Here is a 25,540-nt window from a genome sequence, read left to right as displayed (position 1 = left end):
AATCGCCGCTACTACACACGAGCCCGTCCGCCCTCTGAGGAATCTCCTCCCCAACTGTCACAGGCACCCTTTACGGTGGCGCCTATGGCTGAGCTCACCCCCGGCGTCTACGAGAAGATTGTGACGGCTGCCCTGGAACAGCAGCTCCAGGGCGTTGAAGACGACCTTGTTCACCGCGGCAGCCTCGACAGTGTTGACGCCGAGGAGATGCTCGTCCGGCACCTTGCAGCGATGGTGCGTCGCGCCCTCCGAATCGCGGGCGGCTCCAGCATCGCCGACCAGGTCGGAGTAGCCAACAAGATTAGCGAGGCCATCGCAGGCACCGTTGCTGATTCGGTTGCCGCGGACGATCTGGTCGCCCCGAGCAACGATGTGCTGCTGGCGATAGCACAAGACCGGCTTCCGGGTGGAACGGTCCTCTTCCCGCAGCGACCCGACATTGCACTTTCCTCGAGCGCACTCCTGGTCAATGGACGCGATCAACCACAGATCGGGCGCGAGGTCGTCAAGGAACTCGCGTCTGCAGACCGAGTGGACCTCCTCATCGCCTTCATCAAATGGCACGGCCTTCGGCTTATTGAGGCTGCATTAGAAGAGTTCCTTGCCCGGGGCGGGACGCTGCGTGTCATCACCACCACATACATGGGCGCTACAGAACTGCGTGCTGTTGAGCGGCTGGCCGCGATGGGTGCGCAAGTGGCGATCTCGTACGACGATCATCGCACGCGTTTGCACGCTAAAGCCTGGCTATTCCACCGCAACTCCGGTCTGGATACCGCCTATATCGGCTCTTCTAATCTGTCCCGGTCAGCGATGCTGGACGGAGTCGAATGGAATGTGCGGCTTGCCCGTGCAGAACAGCCGCATCTGGTCGACACCTTCGCCGCCACGTTCGAAGAGTATTGGAATGATCCAAGCTTCGAACCCTATACTCCCGCCAGAGACAACGACCGACTGAAGAAGGCACTTGCCGCAGCTCAAGGAGGAGCGGAACACCTTCCGCTGCGAGTGGCAAATATTGACGTCACTCCTCGGCTGTATCAACAAGAGGTCCTTGATGCCCTGGAAGCCGCCCGGGAGGTGCATGGACAGTGGCGCAACCTCGTGGTCATGGCGACCGGCACAGGAAAGACCATTGTCGCTGCCCTTGACTACAAGCGACTGCAGGAACTTGGCAAAGTCAACTCGCTCCTCTTCGTGGCCCATCGCAGGGAACTTCTCACGCAAAGCATAGATACATTTCGCCTGGTATTGAAGGACGGATCGTTCGGCGAGTTGCTGGTGGACGGCAGGCGTCCCACACAATGGCAGCACGTTTTCGCATCCATACAATCACTCAGGCACTTGCCTCAACTAGACCCTCATCACTTCGACATGATTATTGTCGATGAATTTCATCATGCTGCGGCTCCGTCCTACGGGAAGCTCCTCGATGAAGCAACACCTCGAGTTCTGCTGGGACTTACCGCAACCCCTGAGCGTACAGACGGCGAGGACATACTTCACTGGTTCGACGGTGAGAGCCCCACGGTCGAACTACGACTTTGGGAAGCGCTCGAGCGTGGAATTCTGGTCCCCTTTCACTACTTCGGTATTCACGACAACATAGATCTCTCCGAGGTTACCTGGCGTCGCACTGGATACGACATCACGGAACTCACCGACCGTTACACCCAAGACGGAGGTCGAGTATCGAAGATCATCCAGGCCCTTCAAGACAAAGTCGGGAACCTGGCCGAGATGAAGGCTGTTGGCTTCTGCGTGAGTATCCAGCATGCCCAGTTCATGGCAGATCACTTCAAGAAGGTGGGCATACCTGCGGTAGCAGTGACGTCCGCTATGACCGCTGAAGAGCGGGCGGCGGCCTTGAAACAACTCCGCTCAGGCGATATCAAGGCTGCCTTCACCGTTGATCTCTTCAACGAAGGTGTTGATGTACCAGACATCAACACAGTGATCTTCCTGCGGCCCACAGAGAGTGCCACAGTATTCCTCCAGCAATTTGGCCGCGGATTGAGGCTCACCAAAGACAAGCCAGTCCTCACCGTGCTCGACTTCGTGGGCCACCAGCGCAAGGAATTTCGTTTCGATAAAAGGTTCACTGCTCTTACGGGTATCCGCCGAGGGCGGCTTGAACAGGAGATCTCGGCCGGCTTCCCGACTCTGCCAGCCGGATGTTCCATCGATCTCGACCGCGAGGTCAGCAAGATCGTCATCGCCAACATCAAGCAGTCGCTCAACTTCCGCTGGAAAGACGTCGCGAAAGACCTGAGGGCGCAGACAAAACCTTCTCTAGCAAGGTTCCTAGATTCTACGAACCTCGAACTTGGCGATCTCTACCGCGGCTCGCGAAGCGGCTGGGCGGGCTTGCGGCGTGAAGCTGGCCTCGATCCGCGCCCCGTCCAGAGTCTCAAGGAAGACGACGCCCTTCGTAAGGCGTTCGGTCGACTGGTCCATCTCGATGACCCCGAACGTCTCGGCTTTCTTCGTAACCTTCTTCAACAGCCGAGCCCGCCCAGTATCGCGGAGTCCACTCTACGGGAACGCTTGCTCCTATCTATGCTGAATAGCGCCTTCGATAGCAGCAAACCAGCTAGCGCTATCGAAGAACATCTTGCCAAACTATGGCGCAACCCGGCACGACATGAAGAGCTCATTGAAGTCGTCGACCTCCTCCACTCGCGGATTCGCCGCCTGACGCCGCCAGTTAATGAAATACCAAACCTCCCCCTCCGCCTGCACGCCCGCTATACCCGCGGCGAGGCTTTGGGGGCTTTTGGTATGGAAATCACAGGATCTATGGTCGCAGGCGTTCAATGGTTCCCAGACCACCAGGCAGACGTCTTCTTGGTGACAATCAACAAGAATGAGAAGCAATTCTCTCCGACAACCATGTACAACGATCACGCGATCAGCCCGACAGTCGTACAGTGGGAATCACAGGGGAGAACGCGAGAATCCTCGGAGACTGGCCAGCGGTACATCAACCATGCTAGCCGCGGCTCGACCGTTCACCTCTTTTTGCGCGAGACGAAGTCTGACATAGCCTACGACTATGCTGGCCCGATGCATTATGTTCGACACGAGGGCGAACGCCCGATGCGCATCCAGTGGGAACTGGAATATCCGCTGCCTGCCGATGTCTTCCACTACGCGAAAGTGACAGCAAGTTAAACCGCGTAGCGTCACCTCCACCGGATTCCGCCTAGGTGTTCTGGTGACGAGCGGTGAGATATTCGGCGGCGTCGTGTTAGATCAACGAAGGGGACGGCGCAGACGCGAGCCGTCTCCCGTCGAGTAGGTGAGGTGCGCTGACTCCACCCAGACGTTGGTCTCAGCATCGGACACGGGGACAGTCACCAGCGAAACACCCCGGCCATGCCGATACTCGACATCGCGAATGCCCCTGACGGCGAGTGCTGCCGCTAGGTGTCGGGTCGCGAGGACGGGCGCGACCGTCAGCTCGGGATCCGGCCAACCGCCCTAAAGAGGGAACGCGCACCAGACGGCCTTTCCGGGACGGCCGCTGCCAAGCCTTGAGTGTGAGCGGTGCGCTCCCCAGGCGGCGGCGAGCATGGCGACGATGCCGAGCCCCTTGCCATGCTCGTCGAGGGGGTCGCGCAGGGCTGCGTCCGGGAAAGAGCTCCGGCGGGACGGGCGAGCAGGACACGGCGGCACCGAGACCGTGATTGAAGGCGTTGGTGGCCAGCTCGCTGGCAGCGAGCGCGACGTCAGCAACGAAGGCGCGTTGCCTTGGTCGGTCTTGCTCGGCGCAGGGACTTGATGTAATCCGGCGTCCTACGCTCAGCAGATGTGACCGATGACCCTGCGGCGTCCTTCACTCGCGCACGTGCGGCGGCGGGCGTTCTGTTCTTTGATGAGCGCGGCCAGATCATGCTCGTCGATCCGTCGTACAAGGACTACCGCGAGGTCCCTGGCGGCTACGTCGAGCACGGCGAGACTCCCTATCAGGCCGCCGTCCGCGAGATCGCAGAGGAACTCGACATCCGGCCGGAGATCGGTCGGCTGCTGGTCGCCGACTGGGCGCCTGCCGAGGGCGAGGGCGACAAGATCCTTTTCCTTTTCGACGGGGGCGTGCTGGCTCGTGACGAGCTCGGCGCCATCCGTCTCGACGCCGTCGAACTGGTCGGCCACCGGTTCTACGACATCGCGCAGATCCACGATCTGACCATCGGCCGGCTGGCCCGCCGTCTCGTCCACGGGCACGCCGCCCATCTCGACGGTACGACTCGCTACCTGGAGCACGGCGAGCGACTCTGAGCCGAGCGCGCACTTGGCCGGGTTTGGGGGTTTTGGGGGCGAGGTGGGGTGGGGCGGATCAGCATGGGGTGTGTTGGTTCGTGGGCGGTCTTCCGCCCTACTGGAGCGGGATGGTGATGGGTGTGAGTGAGGTCGAGGTGCCTGTGCAGGGGGCTGAGGAGCCGGTTTCGGAGGGGTCATGGTTGGGGCGGGGGGTCGCGTTGTTCACGCCGGTGTTCGCGGTCGCGGCCGGGTGGCTGGCGGGGGTCGTCGCGCAGTGGGTGCCGGGGGCGCACCTGGACGAGACGCAGGTGACCTCATTCATGGTGGCGGCGACCACGGCGGCGCTCGGGGCCGGGTGGAAGTGGCTGCAGGGGTGGCAGCAGCATGAGCTGCTCGTCGCCGAGGGGAAGGCCGCGCCGGTGAAGACGCGGACGAAGGCGGCCAAGTAGGGCGCTCGGGCACCGCGTGGCCGGCTTCCTATGCTGGGGGCGGGACGTCGGCCGGAAGGCGGTGGTCGCGGTGGTGTCCGTCGAGGAGTTGCGGGAGTTGCCGGCCGAGGAGCGGGCCGAGCTGCTGCGGGCGCTGATCGCGCTCGGGGACGAGGACCCGCTCGAACTGCCGCGGTACCGGCGGCGGCGGGGGCTCGTGCTGGTCTTCCTGGTGGCTTGCTGTGCGTGGCTCATCCCGTGGACGGTCGTGCTCGGCCTCACGTTGCCGCAGCACTACACGTCCGGGCAGTGGAGCGCGGCGTGGATCGGGTTCGACGCCGCGTTGACGGCGGCGTTCGCGTTCACGGCCTTCGCGGTGTGGCGGCGGCTGCAGATGGCGATCCTGGGGCAGCTCGTCACGGGGACGCTGCTGGTGTGCGACGCGTGGTTCGACGTGATGCTGTCGTGGGGGTCGGGCGAGTTCGCGGTCAGCGTGGCGACGGCGCTGCTGGGCGAGCTGCCGTTGGCGGTGCTGTTCTTCATGGGGGCGCGGACGCTGGTCCTGACGACCGTCCGGGCGCTGTGGGTGCGGGAGGGCAGGGCGGGGCCGGTGCCGCGGTTGCGGGAGGTCCGGTTGTTCGCCGTCGAGGAGCGGCCCGGTTCTGTCGGTGGCGGTGGTTAGGGTCCGGGGTGTGAGCGAGGAGACGGTTGTCTGGGGGGAGCTGCGGGCGGGCGGGTTCCTGCACGGGGTGCGGGAGGCGCACCGCGAGGCGACGCTGGCCGTGTTCGGCGGGTTGAGCCGGGCGGCGGGGTTCACGGAGCGGTCGTACGGGGTGACCGCGTTCGACGTGCTGACGTCCTGGATCGACCGGGTCTTCGAGGGCGACCACCGGGTGGTGCGGGACGATCTGAACGGGTCGCCCGGGTGGCGGTACGGGAAGTACCGGGTGCTGCTGAAGCGGCACGAGTTCGGCGCGGTGCGGAAGATCAGGTGGGACCGGGACAGTCCCACCAAGCAGGCGGTGGCGCGGCAGGAGTACGCGGACGACCGGCAGCTCGCGCTGGACGTCGGGGTCGGGGGCGACACGCCCGAGGTCGTGACGCTGGTCCTCGCGCACAGCGCGAGCGACGAGCCGCTGGAGATGGAGCTCTTCCTGGGACGTCCCCGGTGGAACGCCGACGGCGGGACGGCGTGGCACTGGGTCCGGGAGCTGGACGACGCGCTTGGGGGTGATCCACGCCGTAAGCTCGTCGAACGGACGATGCCGCTCTGGGACGACGAGGCCGACGTTCCCCTGCGGCTGCGCGGAGAGACGAGCACAGGAACGGCGTAGGGGACGATGAGCGGACGGGTCGCCGAGGCGCGGCTGCTGTTCGACTGCGAGCGGCTGACGCTGGCCCGGCGGCTCAGGGGGCTGCGCAAGAACCAGCTCGCGCAGGCCGTGGGGAGCACGCCGCGGGCGATCGGGCAGTACGAGGCCGGGGTGCAGCGTCCCGAGGACGCGGTGGTGTCGCGGCTGGCGTTCGCGCTGGGGGTGCCGGTCGAGTTCTTCCGGGGCGGGCGCGGGGGCGTGTCGCTGGACGGGGCGCACTTCCGGTCGCTGAGGTCGACCAGCCAGATCGAGCGGGACCAGGCCCTCGCGTACGGGCGGATCGCGGCGGACGTGGTGGCGGCGCTGGAGGAGCTCGTCGATCTGCCGGTCGTGGACGTCCCGGAGTACATGGTGCCGCCGGACGAGATCGCGGGCGGCGGGCCGGTGGAGGCGGCGCGGGTCGCGCGGAAGGCGCTGGTCGGGGAGCCGGGTCCGGTGCCGCACGTGGTGCGGACGCTGGAGGCGCGGGGCGTGGTGGTGCTCGTCCTGCCGGACGCGGCGGAGCGGGTGGACGCGTTCAGCGTCGGGCTGCACCCGCGTCCGATGGTGTTCTTCAATCCGGTGAAGGCCGACTACTGGCGGAACCGGTTCGACGGCGCCCATGAGCTGGGGCATCTGGTGATGCACGCCGACGCGGAGCCGGGCGGGAAGATCGTCGAGGACCAGGCGCACCGTTTCGCGGCGGAGTTCCTGATGCCGGCCGAGGACATCGCGGGCGAACTCCCCCGGTCCGCCGACTGGGACCGGCTCGGCGCGCTGAAGGCGGAGTGGGGCGTCAGCATCGCGGCGCTGCTGTACCGGGCCCGCACGCTGCGCGTCATGGAAGAAGGCGTGTACCGGAACGCGATGGGCACGTTGAGCTCGCGCGGATGGCGGCGGCAGGAGCCGGGCCCGGCGCGCGCGCTGGAGCAGCCGACGATGCTCACGCGCGCGCTGGAACTCGTCGCGGCGGCGGGCACGGACCGCGACGCGCTAGCCGAACGCGCCCGGGTCACCCGCGCCGACCTGGACCTTCTCGTCCCCCACCGCTGACCCCGGCCGCCGCGCCCGCCCCGCCGCTCCGCGAGGGTGCGGCGGGGCTTTCGGGACGGGGGCGGTCGTGCGGCGTACAGTGGGGGGCGAGCGAGGGGTTTTCGATGCGGGCGGCCAAGTCCGCGTCCCCCTGCTTTCCCGATACTCGGTCTCCGAGGAGGCCAGACAGGTCCGGCGCAACGTGACGCCGCAACACCGTCGCCTTCCGCCCGCGGACGGGCGCCTCCCGCACGGCGGCGCGCACGTCACCGCCGCCGCGAACCGCCGAGCCGGCGCCACGGGCGCCGCAGGAGCAACGCGCACGACGCGCACGACGGAGCGCGCCTACGGCCGCGCTATCGCCGGGGACCGGTATCCGCACACTTCGGATCGGAGATCCACATGCCCACCCGCACCGCCTCGACCGAGGTCGGGCTGAGCCGCGAGCAGCGCGCGGACCACACCGTCATCGCCCTCGACGGCGAACTCGACATCGCCTCCACGCCGTCCCTGCGGGAGCGGCTGCACTCCGCGCTGGCGGACGTCGCGCTCGCGGACCCCGGTCCGCGCGTGGTGCTCGACCTGTCCGGCGTGACGTTCTGCGACGCGTCCGGGCTGGCGCTCCTCATCGACGCGCGCCGCCGGACCGGGCCGGGCGGCACCGTCGTCCTCGACGGCCCGCGCCCCCAACTGCTCAGGCTGCTGCGCGTCACCGGCCTCGACCGGGTGTTCACCGTCCGTTCGCTGGGCGGCGCCGCGGAGTCGCGGCGCGCCCGTTCGGTCGCCGCGTGACCGCGGAGGCGGACCTCCACGGGGAGAGCGGGACGGGCGACGATCCGCTCCCGAGCGCGTGGGGCGCTTCGCGGGTCTCCCGGGACATGGCGGACGACCAGCGGTCGGCGGCGTCGTTCGAGCTGATGGCGGCGGTGCTGGACGGCACCGACGTGCCCGAGCTGCTGAAGCTCGTGGCGACGCAGGCGAGGGGGCTGGCGCACGTCCCGCTGGCGTTCATCGCCCTGCCGGTCGAGGACGGCCACCTGCTGCGGATCGACGTCGCGGTCGGCGCGGACGCCGAGCGGGTCCGGGGGCTGGCGGTGCGGCGCGGCAAGTCGATGCTCGGCCGGGCGTTCGCGTCGCGCCGGGCGCTGTCGGCGCGGATCGTCGACGACCAGACGCTGACCCGGCTGCCGCCGGGCCCGATCCTGATCCTGCCGCTGGAGACGGGCGAGACCACGCGAGGGGTGCTCGCCGTCCTCGGACGCCCCGGCGCGCAGCCGTTCGGGCCGGGCACCGCCCGCCAGCTGCTGCTGTACGCGGACATGGCGGCCCGGCTGGTCGAACTCGCCGTGGACCGCCGCGCCCTCCGGGCGGGGTCCGCCGGCGGGCACGGGCAAGGGCACGGTGAGCCTCACCCACCGTGGGGCACGGGAACGTGAACGGCCCGCGGCGCGGGGGCGGCCGCGAGCCGCAGGCCGCGGGGTCTTTCCGCCGCGCGGCGGCGGTGCCGCCGATTTCGTGATTTCGGCGGCGGGAGACGACGGGGTTTCGTGCGGTGTTTCCGGGTTGACGCAGAGGCCGGTTTCAGAGCTTGAAAAGCTTGGCGAACGGAGCGAGAATCCTGACCTTGCGGGTTCCGAAGTCGACCAGGACGGCGCGTCCGGGCTCGACCTCCAGGACGCGTCCGAGACCGTACTTGTCGTGGGTGACCTGGTCGTCCGGGTCGAACTCCTTGGCGGGCGGTGCCGCGGCCGGAGGCGCGAAGGGACTGGTGGGCAGGTGTCGCCGCTTGGCGGGCCGGAAGGGTTTCATTCCTGCCAGTATGCGCCCGGCAGGGCGTTCGCGGGGAGTCCCCCCGGCGGTTGCCGGCAAAATTCGAAGACCCGGTTCCGTCCGCCCTACCATGTGGTAGCGTAGGAAAAGTTGCGGTTCCCATAGACATGTATGTGCGCCTGACGGTTCATCCTCGGGCGCATTTTTTGTTGTTCTGGATCTTCCGGATGGGCCATCGCGGCGCCGTCCCGCGCAAGGTGTGCGGTACGGGACCGACCCAGAAGGAGACGACCATGGCCACCGGTACCGTCAAGTGGTTCAACGCGGAAAAGGGCTTCGGCTTCATCGAGCAGGACGGCGGCGGCGCCGACGTCTTCGCCCACTACTCCAACATCGCCGCCCAGGGCTTCCGTGAGCTCCAGGAGGGCCAGAAGGTGTCGTTCGACGTCACGCAGGGCCAGAAGGGCCTGCAGGCGGAGAACATCGTCCCCGCCTGACCGGGGACCGGCGCGGCGGGCGAGCCCCAGGGCGAGCCCGCCGCCGCACGACGCTCCCAGGGGGGCGACCCCCCTTTTCACCGCGCGCGGCGCGACCGCGCGCACCGGTTCGTTCTTGTAGCTCTTCGCCGCGCACGGCCGCGCATGCGGAGCACTCCCTCGGGACGCAACCGCTTCCGAGGAAGGCTTCACCATGACCATGCCCCATAACGGCCGCCCGACGGCCCGAGGCGGCTCGTCCCGGTCGCGTTCCGGCGGCCGCCGCCGTCCGGCGCAGGCCAAGCAGGCCGCGCAGGGCGCGAAGGCGCAGCGGCCGGACACCGAGTTCGCACTTCCGGAGACCCGCACCCCGCCGCTGCCGCCGGTCGAGTCGTTCGAGCGGCTGGCACTGCCGCCGCGGATGCTGGCCGCGCTGGCCGCGCAGGGGGTCACGGACCCGTTCCCCATCCAGGCCGCGACGCTGCCGAACGCCCTCGCGGGTCGGGACGTCCTCGGACGCGGCCGCACCGGCTCCGGCAAGACCCTCGCGTTCGGGCTGGCGCTGCTCGCCCGCACGGCGGGCCACCGCGCCGAGCCGCACGCGCCCCTCGCCCTGGTCCTGGTCCCGACGCGGGAGCTCGCCCAGCAGGTCACCGACGCGCTCGCCCCGTACGCGGACGCCGTCGGACTGCGGGCCGCCACGGTGGTCGGCGGCATGCCGATCACCCGCCAGGCGAACGCGCTCCGGCGCGGCGTCGACGTGCTGATCGCCACGCCGGGACGGCTCGCCGACCTCGTCGAGCGCGGCGACTGCCGGCTCGGCGACGTGCGGATCACCGTGCTGGACGAGGCCGACCAGATGACCGACATGGGCTTCCTGCCGCAGGTCACCCGGCTCCTGGAGCGGACCCCGGCCGGCGGTCAGCGGATGCTGTTCTCCGCGACGCTGGACCGCAACGTCGACCGGCTCGTCCGCGGGTTCCTCGACGACCCGGTCACCCATTCGGTCGACCCGGCGGCCGGTGCGGTCACCGCCATGGAGCACCACCTGCTGCACGTCTCCGACACCGACAAGCAGGACGCCACCGCCGAGATCGCCGCGCGCGAGGGCCGGGTGATCATGTTCGTCGGCAAGAAGCACGGCGCCGACCGGCTCGTCCGCAAGCTGGCCGCGCGGGGGATCCGCGCCGCCGCGCTGCACGGCGGCAAGTCCCAGTCGCAGCGCAACCGCGCGCTGGAGGGCTTCCGCACCGAGGACATCACCGTGCTGGTCGCCACGAACGTCGCCGCGCGCGGCATCCACATCGACGACCTCGACCTCGTCGTCAACGTCGACCCGCCCGCGGACCACAAGGACTACCTGCACCGCGGCGGCCGGACGGCCCGCGCGGGACGTGCGGGGACCGTGGTCACGCTCGTCCTGCCCGACCAGCGCCGCGAGGTCGCTGACCTGATGGCCCAGGCGGGCATCAGCCCGCGCGTCACCGAGGTGCGTCCCGGCGACGGCGAGCTGGCCCGCATCACCGGCGCCCGCACCCCTCCGGCGCGTCCCGCCGTGCAGAACCCCGCCGTGCAGAACCCCGCCCCGTCGCGCGGCGTCGAGCAGGCCAAGGACGCGCCCGGCCGGAGGTCCCGCCGCGGCGGCGGCTCCGCGGCCGGCGGCGCGCAGCGGAAGAACACGCAGGACACCCCCGCGGCCCGCACGTCCTCCGCGGACGCGGCTCCCGGGCGGAGGTCGCGCCGGGGCGGCGGCACCGCCGCCGGCAACGCGCAGCGCGACACCGCCCAGGACACCCGCTCGTCCTCGGCGGGGACCGCGGCCGGACGCCGATCGCGGCGCGGCGGCACGCGCACGGACGCGCAGGGCGGCACGTCGCAGGGCAAGCCGCGCCGCCGGGTCTCGTCCCTGAACAGCTGACGTTCCAGAGCGGACGGCCTCAGGACAGGTCGGCGACCGTCACGGACGCCGACCGTTCGTCCCGCGTGGACACGACCGGGCCGCCGTCATCGCCGCCGGCCTTCCGGCCGGGCGTCCCGCGCAGGATCGGCGGGACGAGGAGGAACGCGGCGGCCGCGACCGGCATCGCGCCGCCCGCCAGGGCCGCGAGGCCCGGGACGGCCGGTTGCGCGACGCCCCAGGACGAGCCGAAGAACGCGAACCAGCGGGGCCGCTCGGGCTCCGGCGCGATCGAGGCGATCAACGCCTGCCACCGCCCCTGGAGGACGCTGTCGGCGACCGCCCAGGCGAGGTACGCGGCGACGGTGACCGGGACGGCCCGTCCGACGGCCAGGACCAGGGCGGCGGCGGCCAGGAGCCCGGTGCCGAGCGCGAGGACGCGTTCGTGGGGCAGCCGGTCCAGGGCGCGGCGGCCGAGGCGGCCGGTCAGCGGGGCGAGGACGGCGGCACCGGTCAGCGCGAGACCCGGCAGCCAGGCGGGCGCGCCGCGCTGGAGCAGCACCAGAGGCATGTACATGAGGACGGCGAGGTAGCCGACGGCGAAGGCGGTCCCTGCGGCGGTCAGCCGGACGAGCCGCGCGGACGGTCGCCACGCCGCGTCCCGCACGGGCGGCCGGACGGGTTCGCGCGGCAGGAACGCCAGCGCGACGGCGGCCGCCGCGAGGCAGGTCGCCGCGTCCACGACCGCGAGCCAGCGGGCGCCGAGCGGCAGCAGGACGGCGGCGAGCAGGCCGCCGACGGCCCCCGCCGCGACAAGGGACGTGCCGAGGAGCCCGTAGACGTCGCCGTGCCGGCCGGGCGGGGCGGCGCGGGCGAGCGCCTCCTGGGTGGCGGGCTCGCACAGCTCGAAGGCCAGCCCGACGAGCGCGACCGCGCCGAGGGTCTGCGGCGGCCCGTGCGCGGCGGCGAGGACGAGCAGCGCGGCGCCGGTCGACGCGAGGCCGAGCGCGACGACCGCACGGGGCGCGAGCCGGTCGAGCAGCACCCCGCCGGCCCACCGGGACGCGAGCGCCGCCACGCCGAACACGGCCAGTGCCGCCGAGGCGAGGCCGGGACCGGCGAGCACGGCCAGGAAGGACATGACGTACGCGCCGAGCTGGTTGATCACGCGCACGCCGATCAGCGCCCTGACCGGGCGCGGCGGTCCCTCCGTCACCCGTGCAGGTTAGGCGGCGGGTCTGACATTCCGTGAGCGCCGCGTCATCCGGCGCACCCGCACCGGCAACCCGCGCGAGGGAGAACCGCTCCTCAGGTGAACGGCTGTAAGCCGGGTGTAATCGCTGCTCCCTAGGGTCTGCCGCGTGAAACGTGGGTGTGCAATCAGGACGGTCGCCGCAGGCGGAGCACTCGCGCTCGCGCTGTCGGGGTGCGGCGGCGGGGGCGGGAAAGACGACAAAGGGTCGGGTCCCGGAAAGGCTCCGGTGAAGTCGGCGGCGGAGGCGTCCGCGCCCGCCGGGGGCTGGCCGCAGCCGGAGAACGGGCGGCTGACCGCGAAGATGTGCGGGCTGCTGACGGACGCCGACTACGCCAGGTACGGCCACCAGCGCATGCCGCAGGAGGACGCCGGGCCCGCGCAGGACGGCTCCAACTCCGTCTACTGCACGTACATGCTGGGCGACCAGCTGACGCTCAGCCTGCAGAAGAGCGCCCAAGGCGCGAAGATCGCCTTCAAGCAGGGGCTGGACCGCCACAAGGACCGGCTGAAAGGCAAGCAGTCGGTGCTGGCGTCGAACGTGGTGCAGGGTGCGGACGAGAGCTGGGTCGACTACTCGACGCTGGGCGGCGGCCCGTCCGAGTACGAGGTGGAGGCACGGCGCGGCGGCCTGACCGTCGGGATCGTCCTCTCCGAGGTCCCGCAGGATCCCGACAAGGACCCGAAGGGGATGCTGGCCGCGCTGGCGGCGCTGGTGCTGCAGCGGATCCCGGACGTGGGGAAGACCGACACGGGCATCGTGCACCAGGTCAAGTACGTGGTGTGGGGGTCCGGCGGGGCCGCGCTCCAGATCGTCTACAGCGACCCGGTGAACAGCAAGTCGGTGACGCTGAAGAACGTGAAGCTTCCCTGGCACAAGGAGTTCCCGATGCCGGACACCGGCAGCCAGCCGACGGCCGCGCTGTCGATCAGCGGTGCGATGGGGTCGCCGGCGGGTGTGCTCGGCTGCGAGGTCCTGGTCGACGGGAAGTCGGTGCAGAAGAAGGACCCGAGCTCCGGGATGACCTTCTGCGACGCGATGTACCACAGCTGATCGAACATGTGTTTGACCCGCTGGGTACAGTGGGGGCATGTTCCAAGGTTCGCTGCTGGACCGCGCCGACGAGACCGGCCCCCGCCCGCTGAGCGAGGCGCGGCGGACGCGGCTGGCCCACGGCGCCTGGATCGACGTGCTGCCCGCCTGGATCCCGGGCGCGGACGCGCTGTTCGAGCGGCTGTCCACGTCGGTCCCGTGGCGGGCGGAGAGCAGGCGGATGTACGACCGGGTCGTGGACGTCCCGCGCCTGCTGTCGTTCTACGACGAGGACGCCGAGCTGCCCGACCCCGTCCTCGACGCGGCGAAGGCCGCGCTGAACGCGCACTACGCGGAGGAGCTGGGCGAGCCGTTCCGCACGGCCGGGCTCTGCCTCTACCGGGACGGCCGCGACAGCGTCGCCTGGCACGGCGACCGGATCGGACGCGGCGCGAGCGCGGACACGATGGTCGCGATCCTGTCGGTCGGCGCGCCGCGTCCGCTGATGCTGCGGCCGCGCGGCGGCGGTCCCGCGATCAAGCGGGAGCTGGGGCACGGCGATCTGATCGTGATGGGCGGAAGCTGCCAGCGGACCTGGGACCACGCGATCCCGAAGAGCACCCGCGCGGTCGGTCCCCGGATCAGCATCCAGTTCCGCCCCCGCGGCGTCCGCTGAGACGGCGCCCGCTCACGGCGGCCGCTGACGGCGCCCGCTGAGACGGCGCCCGCGAACTCCGGTGGACGCGCGCGCCCCCGACGCGTGATCATTCAGGTATCCGTTCGGGGGAGGCGATGGACGTGACGATCTCGCTGGTCACCGGTGGGAACCGGGGCATCGGCCTGGAGGTGTGCCGGCAGCTCGCGGCGCGCGGGCACGAGGTGCTGCTCGGGGCGCGCTCCCCCGACGCGGCCGCCCGCGCCGCGAAGGAGGCGGGCGCGACACCGGTCCGGCTGGACGTGACGTCCGCGGCGGACGTCGAGCGCGTCGCGGCCGAGGTCGGGCGGCTGGACGTGCTGGTGAACAACGCCGCGATCACCTACGACACCTGGCAGCGGCCGTCGACCGCGGACCTGGACGTCGTCCGGGACGCGGCGGAGACCAACCTGTACGGGCCGTGGCGGCTGACGCAGGCGCTGCTGCCGGCGCTGCGGCGCAGCGCGCACGGCCGGATCGTCAACGTGTCCAGCGAGGCGGCGTCGCTCGCCGAGATGGGGTCCGGCACTCCCGCCTACACCGCGTCCAAGGTCGCGCTCAACGCGCTGACCAGGATGTTCGCGGCCGAGCTGCGGGCCGACGGGATCCTGGTGAACGCGGTCTGCCCGGGTTGGGTGGCGACCGACATGGGCGGACCCGGCGGGCGGCCCGTCGCCGACGGCGCGGCGAGCGTGGTCTGGGCCGCGACCCTGCCCGACGACGGCCCGACCGGCGGCTTCTTCCGCGACGGCCGCCCGCTCGACTGGTGACCCCGGTTCGCCCTGGTGACCCCGGTTCGCCGTGGCGCCCCCAGTTCGCCCCGATGACTCCGGCTCGCCTGGTAACCCCGGCTCTGCCGGTGATCCCCGCCCCCGTCGAGAGGACCGGCCATGACCCGCGTCGAACCGCTCGAAGCGATCACCGCGGCGACCCGCGCGCTGCTCGCGTCCGCCACCCGGCTCGGTGAGGCGGACATGCGCGCGCCTTCGCTGCTGCCCGGCTGGACGCGCGGCCACGTGCTCACCCACGTCGCGCGTAACGCCGACGGTGGCACCCGCCTCCTCACCTGGGCGCGGACCGGCGTCGAGGCGCGCGAGTACCCGAGCGCGGAGGCCCGCGCCGCCGAGATCGAGGACGGCGCCGGACGTCCCGCCGCCGTCCTCGTCGCGGACGTCCGCGCCAGCGCCGAGCGGTGGGCCGAGGCGTACCAGGCGATGCCGGACGACGCGTGGGAGCGGGTCGTCCAGTGGACGTCGGGCGCGCGGCACCCCGTCGCGCGGGCCACCGACGCGCGGCTCACCGAGGTGCTCACCCACCACGTCGACCTCGACGCCGGGTTCGGTCCGGCGGACTGGCCCGCCGACTACGTCGCCCGGATGCTCCCGAACATCGTCGCGTCGTACGCTCGCCGCGACGGGGCGCCGCGCCTGCGCGTCCACGCCACCGACACGGGCGCCGTCCACGGCGACGGCGACATCGCGGTGTCCGGGCCCGCGCCGTCCCTGCTCGGGTGGCTCATGGGCAGGACGGACGGCCGCGACCTCACCGGCGCCGAGGGCGTCGAGCTGCCGTTCCTCTACTGAGGCACCGCCGGGCACACCGTGCCGCGAGCGGGCGCCTTCAGCGAGATCAGGTAGCCGTCGATCGCGTCCCGCGTGCACGGGCCGCTGTTGTAGACGCCGTGGCCGGAGCCCGCGTAGGTGAGCAGCGTCGCCTTGGGGCCGATCTGGCGCGCGACGCTCCGCGCCCAAGTGTACGGGGTGGCGGGGTCGTGGACCGCGTTCAGCATCATGACCGGTGCCGCCGTCCGCACCTTGAGCCGGTGCTGCGGGTTCGCGACGGGCTTCGGCCAGCCGAGGCACGCCGTGAGGGCCATGACCGGGCGGGTGCCGTGCATGTCGGGCGCGATCCGCTCGCTGCGCCGGGAGAGCCGCGCGAACTCGTTGTAGTCGCGGATCGGCAGGTTCCAGTCGGAGCAGAACTGCGCGGTGAAGTTGTCGGTCCCGGTGCCCTCGGCGGCCTTCGCCGGGACGGGCTGGACGGGCTTGCTCGCCTCCAGCGCGGACAGCAGCGAGGCCAGCTTCTCCCAGTCGGGACCGTAGAACTGCTTGTACGTCACGACGAGCAGCTCGAACTCCGTCAGCGCGCGGCCCGGCGTCTGCGGGTCGGCGAGCACCCCGCGCGCGGCGCGGTCCCGCAGGTCGCGCAGGACGGCCCGGACGTCGCGGCCGTGCAGGGCGCAGCTCGCCGTCCGGTCGCACCACGCGGCGAACTGGTCGAAGGAGTCCTGTGCGGCGCCCATCTCGGCGCCGAGGAACGACTCGGCGGACCTTACGTCGTGGTCGATGACGCTCTCCAGCACCAGCGCGCGCACACGGCCCGGGTACGTCTCGGCGTACTCCGCGCCTAGAAGCGTCCCGTAGGAGCTTCCGTGGAAGCTGAGCTTGCTCTCGCCCAGCGCGGCACGGATGGCGTCCACGTCACGGACGGTGCTCATCGTGTCGGCGTGGTCGTAGAGCGGGCCGGTGCGCTCGCGGCAGTCGTCCCTGAGCCGCTTGTTGTAGGCGAGGGTCGCGTCGAAGTCCTTCCGGCTCTTGATGTTCGGGTCGGGACGTTCGGCGAGGAGCGCGGCCGAGCAGGTCACGGGGTCGCTGGCCCCGATGCCGCGCGGGTCGAAGCTGACGATGTCGAAGCGCTGCCGGAGCCGCTCGCTGAACCGGTCCATGCCGGTGGTGATCCGCTGGACGCCGGAGTCGCCCGGCCCGCCGGGGCCGAAGACCAGCGTGCCGATGCGGGCGGCCGGGTCGAGTGCCTTGCGGCGGGCGATGGCGAGGCCGAACGTCGGGCCGTCAGGGTGCGCCCAGTCGACGGGGAGCCGCAGGGTCGCGCACTGCGCCTTGCCGTCGTCGCCGCATGCCTTCCAGTCGAGGGTGGTATGGGCGCCCACCGAATCCGGCGTGGTGACCGCGGGCTGCGTCCTCGTCGTGTTCGCCGCGGGTGCCGTGTACGCGGCGGGTGCCGCGTCCGCCGACCGGGGCGACAGCGGGACGGCCGCGCCGGCGAGCACGAGGCCCGCCGCCGCTGCCGCGCCCATGGCGAGCCGCCTGTGCTTGCGCTGCATGGATGTCCTTCCGGGAGGGACGTGGAGAGGGGTCCGCCGGATCGGCGGAGGATCGTCCGGGGCGGCCGGGGACCGCCCGGCGGCCGGGGACCGCAAGATCACGCTAGGCCGCGCTCCCGGCGCGCGGCAGGGTGACCAGGGACGGTTCAGGGTGCGGTCAGGGACGCCTCAGGGTCGCCCGCCGAACGGCTCCGCCAAGACCCCGGGACGGAACCGGCACGGCCTCGGGACGGAACCGGCACGGCACGGCACGGCACCGCGACGGAACCGGCACGGCTCCGGCACGATCAAGGGGCACGGCTCCGGGACACGGTCCCGGCCGTCCCGGCGGCCGGTCCCCGGAGCCGTTTCGCGGCGTTGTCGGAATCCGCCCGTAAACGGCGTCCGCGATTGTGGCGGACGACAATTGTTGCGAGCGGTGGTCGGAATGAGTCGCGTGACTCAGCGGCCGTCCAGATCTCCGTTCCGGACGGAACGCAGGAGCGTCCGCCACTGCGCGGCGTCGAGCGCGAGCGTGCCGGCGGCGAGGTCGCGGGAGTCGCGGATCAGCACCGCCGGGCCCGCCGCCGCGACCTCCACGCAGTCGTTCTTGTCGCCGCTTCTGCTGCCCTTGCGCCAGTTCAGCGCGGCCCCCGGAGCCGACCGATAGACCATCCAGCAACCCTCCATTCGGTGCCGGCGGTACCGCCTCGCGACCGATCGGGCCGGGGGCACCCGTCGGCGAGAAGCCAAGCAGGGCACAGCGAACCACGACCTTGTGGAAATTTTCCCGATCACGAGTGTAAACGGTTCCAGTTATCCCGCCTACAAGGGAACACAAGATCACGCTGCGTGCTATGCGGGCCACTCGGGCCGGGGTTGGGGCCGGAAGGGCGTCACCTCCCGTCGCGGTCGATTCGCTCCACGGGAAAGGGGCGTCAGGCCATCAGGTCCTCGGCGGTCCGGCGGAGCAGCGCGATGGACTCCTCGGCGGAGAGCGCGTCGTCCAGCAGCAGCTCGAAGGTGTCGCGGTACTCGGTGATCCGGTCGTCCTCGCCGGTGATCATCGCGCTGCTGCCGGACCGGCCCTCGAGGAACAGCACGTCATCGAGGTCGCCGTCGAACTCCAGCAGGGTGAACGGCCCTTCGAGGCCGAGGTGCGCCCCCGCGCTGAACGGGATGATCCGGACGGTCAGCAGGTCGTCGGACTCGGCCTGGTCCGCGATGGCGCGCAGCTGGGCGGGCATGATCCCGGGGTCGGCCTTGATCCCGACATGGCGGCGGATGACCGCCTCGTCGACGATGTAGAGCTGGCGCGGCGGGTGCTCGCGCTTGGCCAGCTCCTCCTTGCGCTGCATGCGCAGCTTCACGCCCATCGCCCGCGCCTGCGGGGACACCTTGGCGGTCGCGAGGACCTCCGCGTACTCGCGGGTCTGCAGGAGCCCGGGGATCACCGAGCCGTGGAAGTGCCGGATGTAGGCGGCGCCGGCGGCGTACCCCACGTAGTTGAGGAAGTTCGGGTCGAACTCGCCCCGGTAGGCGTTCCACCAGGCCGGCTCGCGGGCGCCGCGCGCCAGCGCCTGCAGCCGCTCCTGGCGCCCCTCCGAGGTCACCTCGTAGACGTTGAGGAGGGCCTGCAGGTCGGTCCGGGTGATGGCGTTCTTGCCGCCCTCGACCCGGATGAGCTTGGACGGGGACCATTCGAGCTGCCGGACCACCTGCTCCTGCGTCAGCCCCTTCTCCTTGCGGAGGCGGACGAGCTCGGTGCGCAGCAGCGCGCTCTGGACGATGGGCCCCTGATCACTGGTCATATGACGGCTCACTCTGCGTAGTTGTCGCCACCTCACCGCATGCTACCTGGCAGAGAGCAAGATGTCAGGACGCATGCCAACACTCCGACACCTGACTCACCGGTCGAGCGGGGGTGTCAAGGCCCGATGTCCACGGCGACCCGGAATCTTCGGACGATCAGCAGGTTTCGGCGTGCTGTATGTCGGTAGACTATGTTGTAATGTGCTAGGTAGCAGAATAGCAGCAACCTTCCCGCAAGAGGGCGGCTCGCTACCTCATAACAGACACGATCCTGACACAGGGTGAAGACGCGGCGGGGGCCTCCGCGGCCGCCCGGTGGACGGGAGCGAGAACGGAACCGCACGACCCGGCGGCTCGGGCAGCGCCGCCGGACGGGGAGCACGGGGAGGCGATCCACGGAACGGCGCTTTTTCGGTAATTCCATAAGAACAGAAAGAGTCGCCCCCGCCTTCGGACGATCACCGGTTGCGAGCCAAGACGATCGGCCGAAAAGGCGGGAGGCGACTCCTCGGCACCGCCGGGCACCTCGCACCGGGTCTGCGGGCCCTCCTGCGCAGATGCGGGAACACCGTACTGACCTGGTGAAACGTGCTCTGCGGACGCCCCCAGTCTAACCGCGATCACGCGGCATGGGCCATAGGTGAACGCGACTTCGGCATCGGCCCGTCCTCTCCCGCCGCCCCCGGCACTGAGGACGCAATGGCACGGCGTTGCCCGGAGACGCGATTCGAGGCATGGGGTTCATCGACATGTCAGAAATACAGAACCGTCCCCCGACCTTTGTCTTTCTCCTCATTCACCGGCACTCCTCCCCGCACGTCCCGCCCCTTCCGTCCTGGAGCCCGCGCCCGGCCGCCGCCGGCCGGGCCGTCCCGAGGCGGGGGTGGTGATGGACGAGCGCACGCACGTGCACGACCCCGACGCCGCCGCGTTCTCCACGGCCGGCGCCGCCCTCCGCACAGCGGCGGGCGGAGCCACCCGGCCCGTCGTGTCCCACGCCGCCGCGGGCGGCACGGCGGGCTCCGTGGCACGGTCCGCGGCCGACGGGACGCCCCGCCCCGAGCGGGGCGGCCCGCGGCCTCCCGCGCGGCCGGGGTTCTGGGCCTCGCTCGCGCCGCTGGAGCAGGCCGCGTTCCTCGCGGCCGCGCACGACACCGAGTATCCGATCGGCGAGGTGCTGTGGCGCGAGGGCGACGCCGCCGACCACCTCCTCGTGATCCGCTCCGGCGCGGTCCGCATCTGCGTCGACCGGGACGGCGGCGAGCGGATCGTCGCGTTCCGCGGCCCCGGCGACATCATCGGCGAGCGCGCCGCGCTGCTGCTGCGGCGCCGGTCGGCGACCGTCGTCGCGGTCGACACCGTCCGCGCCCTGCGGATGACCACCCAGGAGTTCGCGGCCTACCTGACCGCGCACACGCGGGTGGTCGCCCTGGTGGAGAAGGAGGTGTACGACCGGCTCACCGAGCGCGTGTTCCCGCCGCAGGGGCAGGCCCGCACCGCCGCGACGGCCCTCGACCCGTACACCGGGACGAGCGCCTACGCCGCCATCACCCCGTACGACGACGACGGCGTCCTGTCCCCGTACGCCGCGTACGGGGAGTACGGCGCGAACGGCACGTCTGCTGCGCGCGCGCCGGAGCCCGCGCTGCGCGTGGTCCCTTCCTACTCACAGCCGACGCAGCCCATGTCCGTCCCTGTAGGCGCGTACGCCACCGCCCTGAAGGAGCCTCCAGCGCGACGGCCGTGGACGGGCCACATGTGCTCCATCATGTTCGTCGACATAGCGTCCTTCAGCGCGCCGTACCGCACCGACATGGACCGGCTTGAGGTGCGCCGGATCATGTACGAGCTGCTGTGGGAGGCGTTCGCGGACTCCGACGTCCCCTGGGACGAGTGCCACCGCGAGGACCGCGGCGACGGCGCCCTGATCATCGTCCCGCCCGAGACTCCGGCCGCCGCCGTCGAGCCGGTCGTCGCGCGGCTCGCCGCGTCGCTGCGCCGCCACAACCGGACCGCGCCGGAGGGCGTCCGCATCCAGCTGCGGGTGGCGCTGCACGTCGGGCCGGTGACCGCCGACCCGCAGGGCGTGTCCGGCTCGTCGGTGATCCACGCGGCCCGGCTGCTGGACGCCCGCCCGCTCCGCCAGCGCCTCGCCGAGACCCGCGCCGACCTCGCCTTCGTCGCGTCCGCGTTCGTGTACGAGACGGTGCTCGCGCACGCGCCCGGCCACGACGCCGCGCGCTACGCGCCGTTCACGTGCCGGGTGAAGGAGTCGCGGCTCAAGGGCTGGATCCGGGTCGCGGAGGGCGGTCCCCGCGACTGACCGGCCACCGCGCGGCCGCCGGGAACCGCCCCCTGATCGGCGCCCACGCCGCCGATCGGGCTCGCACGACCGACCGGGGCCGCGCGGCCGATCGGGCTCGGGCGGTCGGTCAGGGCTCGCGCGGGATGCGCAGGACGAAGCGGGCGCCGCGGTCGCTGTCCTCGACCTTCAGCGTGCCGCCGTGCGCCTTGGCGACCTCGCGGGCGATCGGGAGGCCGAGGCCGGTGCCGTTGGCGTCGCGGGCCTTGCCGGCCTTGAGCCGCGCGAACCGCTGGAAGACGACCTCGCGCTCCTCCTCGGCGATGCCGGCGCCGTCGTCCAGCACCTCCAGGACGGCGACGCCGTCCTCGTCGCGGACGGTGACGTCCACCTGCGACTCGGCGTGCCGCTCGGCGTTGTCCAGCAGGTTCGTGAACAGCCGGACCAGCCGCAGCCGGTCGCCGCGCAGCTGCACGCCCTCCTGGAGGTGCGGGACGATCCGCTTGCTGCGGTCCGAGCGGGCCAGCTCGATGGTGACCATGGCGGCGAGGTCGATCGTCTCGGTGTCCTGCCAGGCGCCCGCGTCCAGCCGGGCGAGCTGCAGCAGGTCGGTGACGATGGCCTGCAGCCGGTCCAGGGTCTGCAGGACGGCTCGGGCGGTGCGCGGCCAGTCGGTGTCGTCGGCGTACAGCAGCGCCTCCTCCAGCTGTGTGCGCGCGGCGGCGATCGGGCTGCGCAGGTCGTGCGAGGCGTCGGAGGTGAAGCCGCGCTGCTTGGCGAGCGCCGCGTCCAGCCGGTCGAGGGTCGCGTTGACGGCCTCGGCGAGCCGCCGGATCTCGTCCCGGTTCTCCGGCACGGTGACCCGCCGGCCCGACTTGCTCGCGGTGATCTCGGTCAGCTCGCGGCGGATCCCGTCGACGGGCGCGAGGGTGCGGTCGACGGTCCGCCACGTGCGGAGCGCGACCAGCAGCACCAGCAGCAGGCCCACGCTGATCACGAAGGTGATCAGCCCGCCGCTGACGAACCAGGGCACGTTCGGCGCGGCGGCGTAGACCTGCCACTCCCCGGACGGCAGCCGGACGGAGAAGTCGATCACCCAGTGGCAGCCGCGCAGGCCGGCCGGCGGGCAGAGCACCTGGGCGTCCTTGAAGCCGGTCGCGGCGCCCGGCCGGAACGTGGCCATCGGCGGCCCGGTCAGCACGCCCGGGGTCCCGGCGACCACGCCGTTCCGCGCGTCCAGCACCTGGACGGCGATGCCGTGCGGCGCGCCGACCTGGCCGTGCACCGGCCGCCGGCGGAACTCCTCGGCGACCCTCATCGCGGCGGAGAGGGCCTGGTTGCGCTTGTACTCGGTGGCGCGGCCGCGCACCCCGACGACGATCATGGCGATGAGCACGGCGCAGATCAGGGCGGCGACCGTCGCGGCAATCACGGTCATCCGCACCCGTATGGACCATGTGCGCCGTCCGTACACCCGACCTCCCGCAGGTGAGGTAATCACCCGCTGGACCGGATTCAGTCCTCGCGCCGGGCGCCCGGCACCCAAGAGAGACAAAAGAAATGGTTGCCCATGACCAGCCGCTGACCTGCGAGGATGATGTTCTCACCTGCCGCGGCGAGATCGTTCGCGGCTGCCCGGCGCGGCGGCGGGCCGATCATCAGCCGGCCGGTCGCGGGCCGTCCGATCATGGGCCGGGCGGTCGCGGGCCGGTCGATCACGGGCCGGGCGGTCGCGGGCGCACAGGACCGCCGCCACGGCCGCCACCGCCAGCAGCGCCGCCGCCGACGTCCACAGCGCGTGGTGCAGCCCCCGGACGAACGCCGCCGCCTCCCCCGGGTCCAGCCGCCCCGGCGCGCCGCCGCCCGGCAGGCCCGCGTAGACCAGGGCGCCGAGCACCGCGACGCCGAACACCTGCCCCACCTGCCGCAGCGCGTTCGTCACCGCCGACGCCATCCCGGCCCGCGACGCGTCCACCGCCGACATCGCGATCGTGGTGACCGGCGTCCCGCACAGCCCGATCCCCGCGCCGAGCAGCGCGAAGTCCCACCAGACGGCGCCCGTCCCGGTGCCCGGCGCGAGGCGCAGCAGGCCGAGCGTCGCGCCGCCGCCGACCAGCAGGCCCGCGACTAGCGGCGCCCGCTCCCCCACCCGGTGGACGAGCCGCCCCGACAGCGTCGCGGCCACCGCGTAGGCGACGCCGATCGCCGACACCTCCAGCCCCGCGCCGACCGGCGAGCGGCCCTGGACCTGCTGGAAGAACGCGCTGAAGTAGACGATCGCGCCGACGAACGCGAAGAACACCACGAGCGCCACCAGGTTCGCGGCGGCGAACCGGGGCCGCAGGAACAGCGTCACGTCCACCAAGGGCTGCGGGGCGCGCCGCTCCCACCAGGCGAAACCGGCGAGCGCGGCGGCCCCGCCGGCGAAGGCGAGCAGGACGGGCGCCGACGTCCAGCCCTCGTCCTGCCCCTGGATGGCCGCGAACGCCGGCAGCGCCACCCCGGCGGTGGTCAGCACGGCGCCCGGCCAGTCGAACGGCCCGCGCGCCGCGTCCGGCCGGGGGACGCGCGGGACGAACCGTCCGGCGGCGGCGACCAGCACGGCGGCGAGCGGCACGTTCAGCAGGAACACCCACCGCCAGCCGAGCCCGGCGACGATCACCCCGCCGAGCGGCGGCCCGACCGCCAGCGCGAGCCCGGACGCGGTGGACCACAGCCCGATCGCCATCGCGCGGCGCCGGCCGTCCTCGAACACCGTCCTGACCAGCGTCAGGCTGCCCGGCACCAGGAGCGCGGGGCCGAGGCCCTGCAGGACGCGCCCGGCGAGGAGCGGGCCGGTGGCCGGGGCGAGGCCGGTGACCAGAGAGCCCGTGCCGAACACCGCCGTCCCGGCCATGAACAGGCCCTTGCGGCCGAGGCGGTCGCCGAGCGTGCCGCCCGCGACGAGGAGGCTCGCGTAGACCAGCACGTAGGCGTCCACGACCCACTGCAGCGCCGCGGGCCCCGCGTGCAGGTCGCGCCCGATCGTCGGGAGCGCGACGCTGACGACCGTGGTGGACACGACGGCGAGGAACAGCCCGACGGCCGCGACCGCGAGCGTGCCCCACGCGTCCGCCGGTGCCGCCGGCGCGGACGCCTCCGCCGAAACGGGAGATTCTGCGCGCATGCCATCAGCGTGCGTCCCGAGTCGGCCAGAAGTCCAAGAGCTGGATGGTCTCGCTGTTAGCATCCCCGGTTATGGAGCTTCGCCAGCTGGAGTACTTCGTGGCGGTCACCGAGGAGGCGAGCTTCACCAAGGCGGCCGCGAAGCTGCACGTCGCGCAGCCCGGCGTCAGCGCGCAGATCCGGCAGCTCGAACGCGAGCTCGGGCAGCCGCTGCTCGACCGCTCCGGGCGGACCGTCCGGCTGACCGAGGTCGGCGCCGCCGTCCTGCCCTACGCGCGGGCCGCGCTCGCCGCCGTCGAGGGCGCGAGGCTGTCGGTGGACGAGCTGACCGGCCTGCTGCGCGGGCACGTCACCATCGGCACCATCGACTGGATCGCCTCCCTCGACCTGCCCGGCCTGCTCGCCGGGTTCCACCGCGACCATCCCAACGTGGAGATCACCGTCGTCCAGGACGAGTCGGCGTCGCTCGCCGAGGCGCTGCTCGCCGGGCGCACCGACCTCGCGTTCCTCAGCCTCGGCGCCGAGCCGCCGCCCGGGATCGCCGTCCAGCCCGTCATCGAGCAGGACCTGTTCGCCTCGATGTCCCGCGACCACCCGCTGGCCGGGCGCTCGTCGATCACGCTGCGCACGCTCGCCGAGCAGGACCTCGTCAGCCTGCCGAAGGGCACCGGGCTGCGCGCCGTCCTGGACGAGGCGTGCGCGGCCGCCGGCCTGCGCCCGCGGATCGCGTTCGAGGCCGGCGAGCCGCCCGTCCTCGCCCAGCTCGCCGCGCACGGGCTGGGGGTGGCGGTCCTGCCGGAGTCCGCCACCGCGATCCGGGCGGACGAGCTGGCGTCGATGCCGATCGTCCGGCCCCGGCTGCGCGGCCGGATCGCGCTGGCGTGGCGGGCGGAGGGGCCGCGCGGCCCGGCGGCGCGGGCGCTGATCGCACGCGCCCGAGCCGCGCTGCCCTCCCTCTCTTGAA

Annotated in this window: 23 protein-coding genes; 16 read left to right on the top strand and 7 right to left on the bottom strand. The window is 71.8% G+C overall.

The window, feature by feature from the left end:
- The first annotated feature begins 84 nt into the window (after positions 1 to 84).
- From ABT299_RS17630 to ABT299_RS17595, 8 genes are all read left to right on the top strand, one after another.
- Positions 85 to 3,174: a DEAD/DEAH box helicase gene (locus ABT299_RS17630; RefSeq protein WP_500251416.1), complete on the top strand. Its 3,090-nt coding sequence runs from the start codon at positions 85 to 87 to the stop codon at positions 3,172 to 3,174.
- 639 nt (positions 3,175 to 3,813) lie between these two features.
- The gene (locus ABT299_RS17625; protein WP_500251415.1) at positions 3,814 to 4,281 is read left to right on the top strand and encodes an NUDIX domain-containing protein; all 468 of its coding nucleotides are present in this window, start codon (positions 3,814 to 3,816) and stop codon (positions 4,279 to 4,281) included.
- 182 nt (positions 4,282 to 4,463) lie between these two features.
- Positions 4,464 to 4,712 (top strand): hypothetical protein, encoded by a 249-nt coding sequence (locus ABT299_RS17620; RefSeq protein WP_500251414.1) that lies wholly within the window; start codon positions 4,464 to 4,466, stop codon positions 4,710 to 4,712.
- Positions 4,713 to 4,728: 16 nt separating this feature from the next.
- A complete protein-coding gene (locus ABT299_RS17615) occupies positions 4,729 to 5,373 on the top strand; it encodes a hypothetical protein (protein ID WP_500251413.1) in 645 nt (214 codons plus the stop codon).
- A gap of 10 nt (positions 5,374 to 5,383) precedes the next feature.
- Positions 5,384 to 6,025, top strand: a complete 642-nt coding sequence (locus tag ABT299_RS17610; RefSeq protein WP_347257044.1) for a hypothetical protein — start codon at positions 5,384 to 5,386, stop codon at positions 6,023 to 6,025.
- Positions 6,026 to 6,031: 6 nt separating this feature from the next.
- Positions 6,032 to 7,096 carry an XRE family transcriptional regulator gene (locus ABT299_RS17605; RefSeq protein WP_433143149.1) on the top strand — a complete coding sequence of 355 codons (1,065 nt, stop codon included), beginning with the start codon at positions 6,032 to 6,034 and terminating at the stop codon, positions 7,094 to 7,096.
- Between the two features lie 381 nt (positions 7,097 to 7,477).
- Positions 7,478 to 7,867 (top strand): STAS domain-containing protein, encoded by a 390-nt coding sequence (locus ABT299_RS17600; protein ID WP_387032939.1) that lies wholly within the window; start codon positions 7,478 to 7,480, stop codon positions 7,865 to 7,867.
- Positions 7,864 to 8,511 (top strand): GAF domain-containing protein, encoded by a 648-nt coding sequence (locus tag ABT299_RS17595; protein WP_387032937.1) that lies wholly within the window; start codon positions 7,864 to 7,866, stop codon positions 8,509 to 8,511. Before ABT299_RS17600 ends, ABT299_RS17595 begins: the two co-directional genes overlap by 4 nt.
- A gap of 145 nt (positions 8,512 to 8,656) precedes the next feature.
- On the opposite strand, the gene ABT299_RS17590 is transcribed toward ABT299_RS17595, so the two are convergent.
- Entirely contained in the window at positions 8,657 to 8,884 is a 228-nt protein-coding gene (locus ABT299_RS17590) for a hypothetical protein (RefSeq protein WP_190866042.1), read from the bottom strand.
- A 254-nt stretch (positions 8,885 to 9,138) separates the two neighbouring features.
- Here ABT299_RS17590 and ABT299_RS17585 point away from each other — a divergent pair, with 254 nt between their 5' ends.
- Together ABT299_RS17585 and ABT299_RS17580 are read left to right on the top strand one after the other, a co-directional pair.
- Positions 9,139 to 9,342: a cold-shock protein gene (locus ABT299_RS17585; RefSeq protein ID WP_067460243.1), complete on the top strand. Its 204-nt coding sequence runs from the start codon at positions 9,139 to 9,141 to the stop codon at positions 9,340 to 9,342.
- 193 nt (positions 9,343 to 9,535) lie between these two features.
- The gene (locus ABT299_RS17580) at positions 9,536 to 11,239 is read left to right on the top strand and encodes a DEAD/DEAH box helicase (RefSeq protein WP_500251412.1); all 1,704 of its coding nucleotides are present in this window, start codon (positions 9,536 to 9,538) and stop codon (positions 11,237 to 11,239) included.
- 19 nt (positions 11,240 to 11,258) lie between these two features.
- Here ABT299_RS17580 and ABT299_RS17575 read toward each other — a convergent pair whose 3' ends face one another.
- Positions 11,259 to 12,434, bottom strand: coding sequence for an MFS transporter (locus ABT299_RS17575; RefSeq protein ID WP_500251411.1), 1,176 nt, complete (start codon positions 12,432 to 12,434; stop codon positions 11,259 to 11,261).
- A 265-nt stretch (positions 12,435 to 12,699) separates the two neighbouring features.
- Here ABT299_RS17575 and ABT299_RS17570 point away from each other — a divergent pair, with 265 nt between their 5' ends.
- From ABT299_RS17570 to ABT299_RS17555, 4 genes are all read left to right on the top strand, one after another.
- Positions 12,700 to 13,524, top strand: coding sequence for an MmpS family transport accessory protein (locus tag ABT299_RS17570; RefSeq protein ID WP_500251410.1), 825 nt, complete (start codon positions 12,700 to 12,702; stop codon positions 13,522 to 13,524).
- Positions 13,525 to 13,561: 37 nt separating this feature from the next.
- Positions 13,562 to 14,179 carry an alpha-ketoglutarate-dependent dioxygenase AlkB gene (locus ABT299_RS17565; protein WP_433241651.1) on the top strand — a complete coding sequence of 206 codons (618 nt, stop codon included), beginning with the start codon at positions 13,562 to 13,564 and terminating at the stop codon, positions 14,177 to 14,179.
- Positions 14,180 to 14,295: 116 nt separating this feature from the next.
- Entirely contained in the window at positions 14,296 to 14,967 is a 672-nt protein-coding gene (locus tag ABT299_RS17560; protein ID WP_433143170.1) for an SDR family NAD(P)-dependent oxidoreductase, read from the top strand.
- 120 nt (positions 14,968 to 15,087) lie between these two features.
- A complete protein-coding gene (locus ABT299_RS17555) occupies positions 15,088 to 15,780 on the top strand; it encodes a maleylpyruvate isomerase family mycothiol-dependent enzyme (RefSeq protein WP_500251409.1) in 693 nt (230 codons plus the stop codon).
- On the opposite strand, the gene ABT299_RS17550 is transcribed toward ABT299_RS17555, so the two are convergent.
- The 3 genes from ABT299_RS17550 to ABT299_RS17540 form a co-directional block, all read right to left on the bottom strand.
- Complete coding sequence (locus ABT299_RS17550) at positions 15,774 to 17,318, bottom strand: alpha/beta hydrolase (RefSeq protein WP_500251408.1); 1,545 nt, start codon at positions 17,316 to 17,318, stop codon at positions 15,774 to 15,776. The two genes, ABT299_RS17555 and ABT299_RS17550, sit on opposite strands and share 7 nt — an antisense overlap.
- A 441-nt stretch (positions 17,319 to 17,759) precedes the next feature.
- A complete protein-coding gene (locus ABT299_RS17545; protein ID WP_190866030.1) occupies positions 17,760 to 17,972 on the bottom strand; it encodes a DUF397 domain-containing protein in 213 nt (70 codons plus the stop codon).
- Positions 17,973 to 18,235: 263 nt separating this feature from the next.
- Positions 18,236 to 19,108: a helix-turn-helix domain-containing protein gene (locus ABT299_RS17540; protein ID WP_190866028.1), complete on the bottom strand. Its 873-nt coding sequence runs from the start codon at positions 19,106 to 19,108 to the stop codon at positions 18,236 to 18,238.
- An 890-nt stretch (positions 19,109 to 19,998) separates the two neighbouring features.
- Between ABT299_RS17540 and ABT299_RS17535 the strand changes: the two genes are divergently transcribed.
- A complete protein-coding gene (locus ABT299_RS17535) occupies positions 19,999 to 21,432 on the top strand; it encodes a cyclic nucleotide-binding domain-containing protein (protein ID WP_500251407.1) in 1,434 nt (477 codons plus the stop codon).
- Between the two features lie 109 nt (positions 21,433 to 21,541).
- Here the strand turns inward: ABT299_RS17535 and ABT299_RS17530 are convergent, their stop codons facing one another.
- Both ABT299_RS17530 and ABT299_RS17525 read right to left on the bottom strand, forming a co-directional pair.
- Positions 21,542 to 22,849, bottom strand: coding sequence for a sensor histidine kinase (locus tag ABT299_RS17530; RefSeq protein WP_500251406.1), 1,308 nt, complete (start codon positions 22,847 to 22,849; stop codon positions 21,542 to 21,544).
- A 165-nt stretch (positions 22,850 to 23,014) separates the two neighbouring features.
- On the bottom strand, positions 23,015 to 24,577 hold the full coding sequence (locus ABT299_RS17525; RefSeq protein ID WP_500251405.1) for an MFS transporter: 1,563 nt from the start codon (positions 24,575 to 24,577) through the stop codon (positions 23,015 to 23,017).
- A 71-nt stretch (positions 24,578 to 24,648) separates the two neighbouring features.
- Between ABT299_RS17525 and ABT299_RS17520 the strand changes: the two genes are divergently transcribed.
- Positions 24,649 to 25,539, top strand: coding sequence for a LysR family transcriptional regulator (locus tag ABT299_RS17520; protein ID WP_500251404.1), 891 nt, complete (start codon positions 24,649 to 24,651; stop codon positions 25,537 to 25,539).
- Position 25,540 lies beyond the last annotated feature (1 nt).

It is taken from the genome of Spirillospora sp. NPDC000708, from assembly GCF_040299565.1.
Lineage (GTDB): Bacteria > Actinomycetota > Actinomycetes > Streptosporangiales > Streptosporangiaceae > Spirillospora.
Note: the sequence above shows the minus strand (reverse complement) of the source record. Positions and strands in the feature narration are given on the sequence as shown.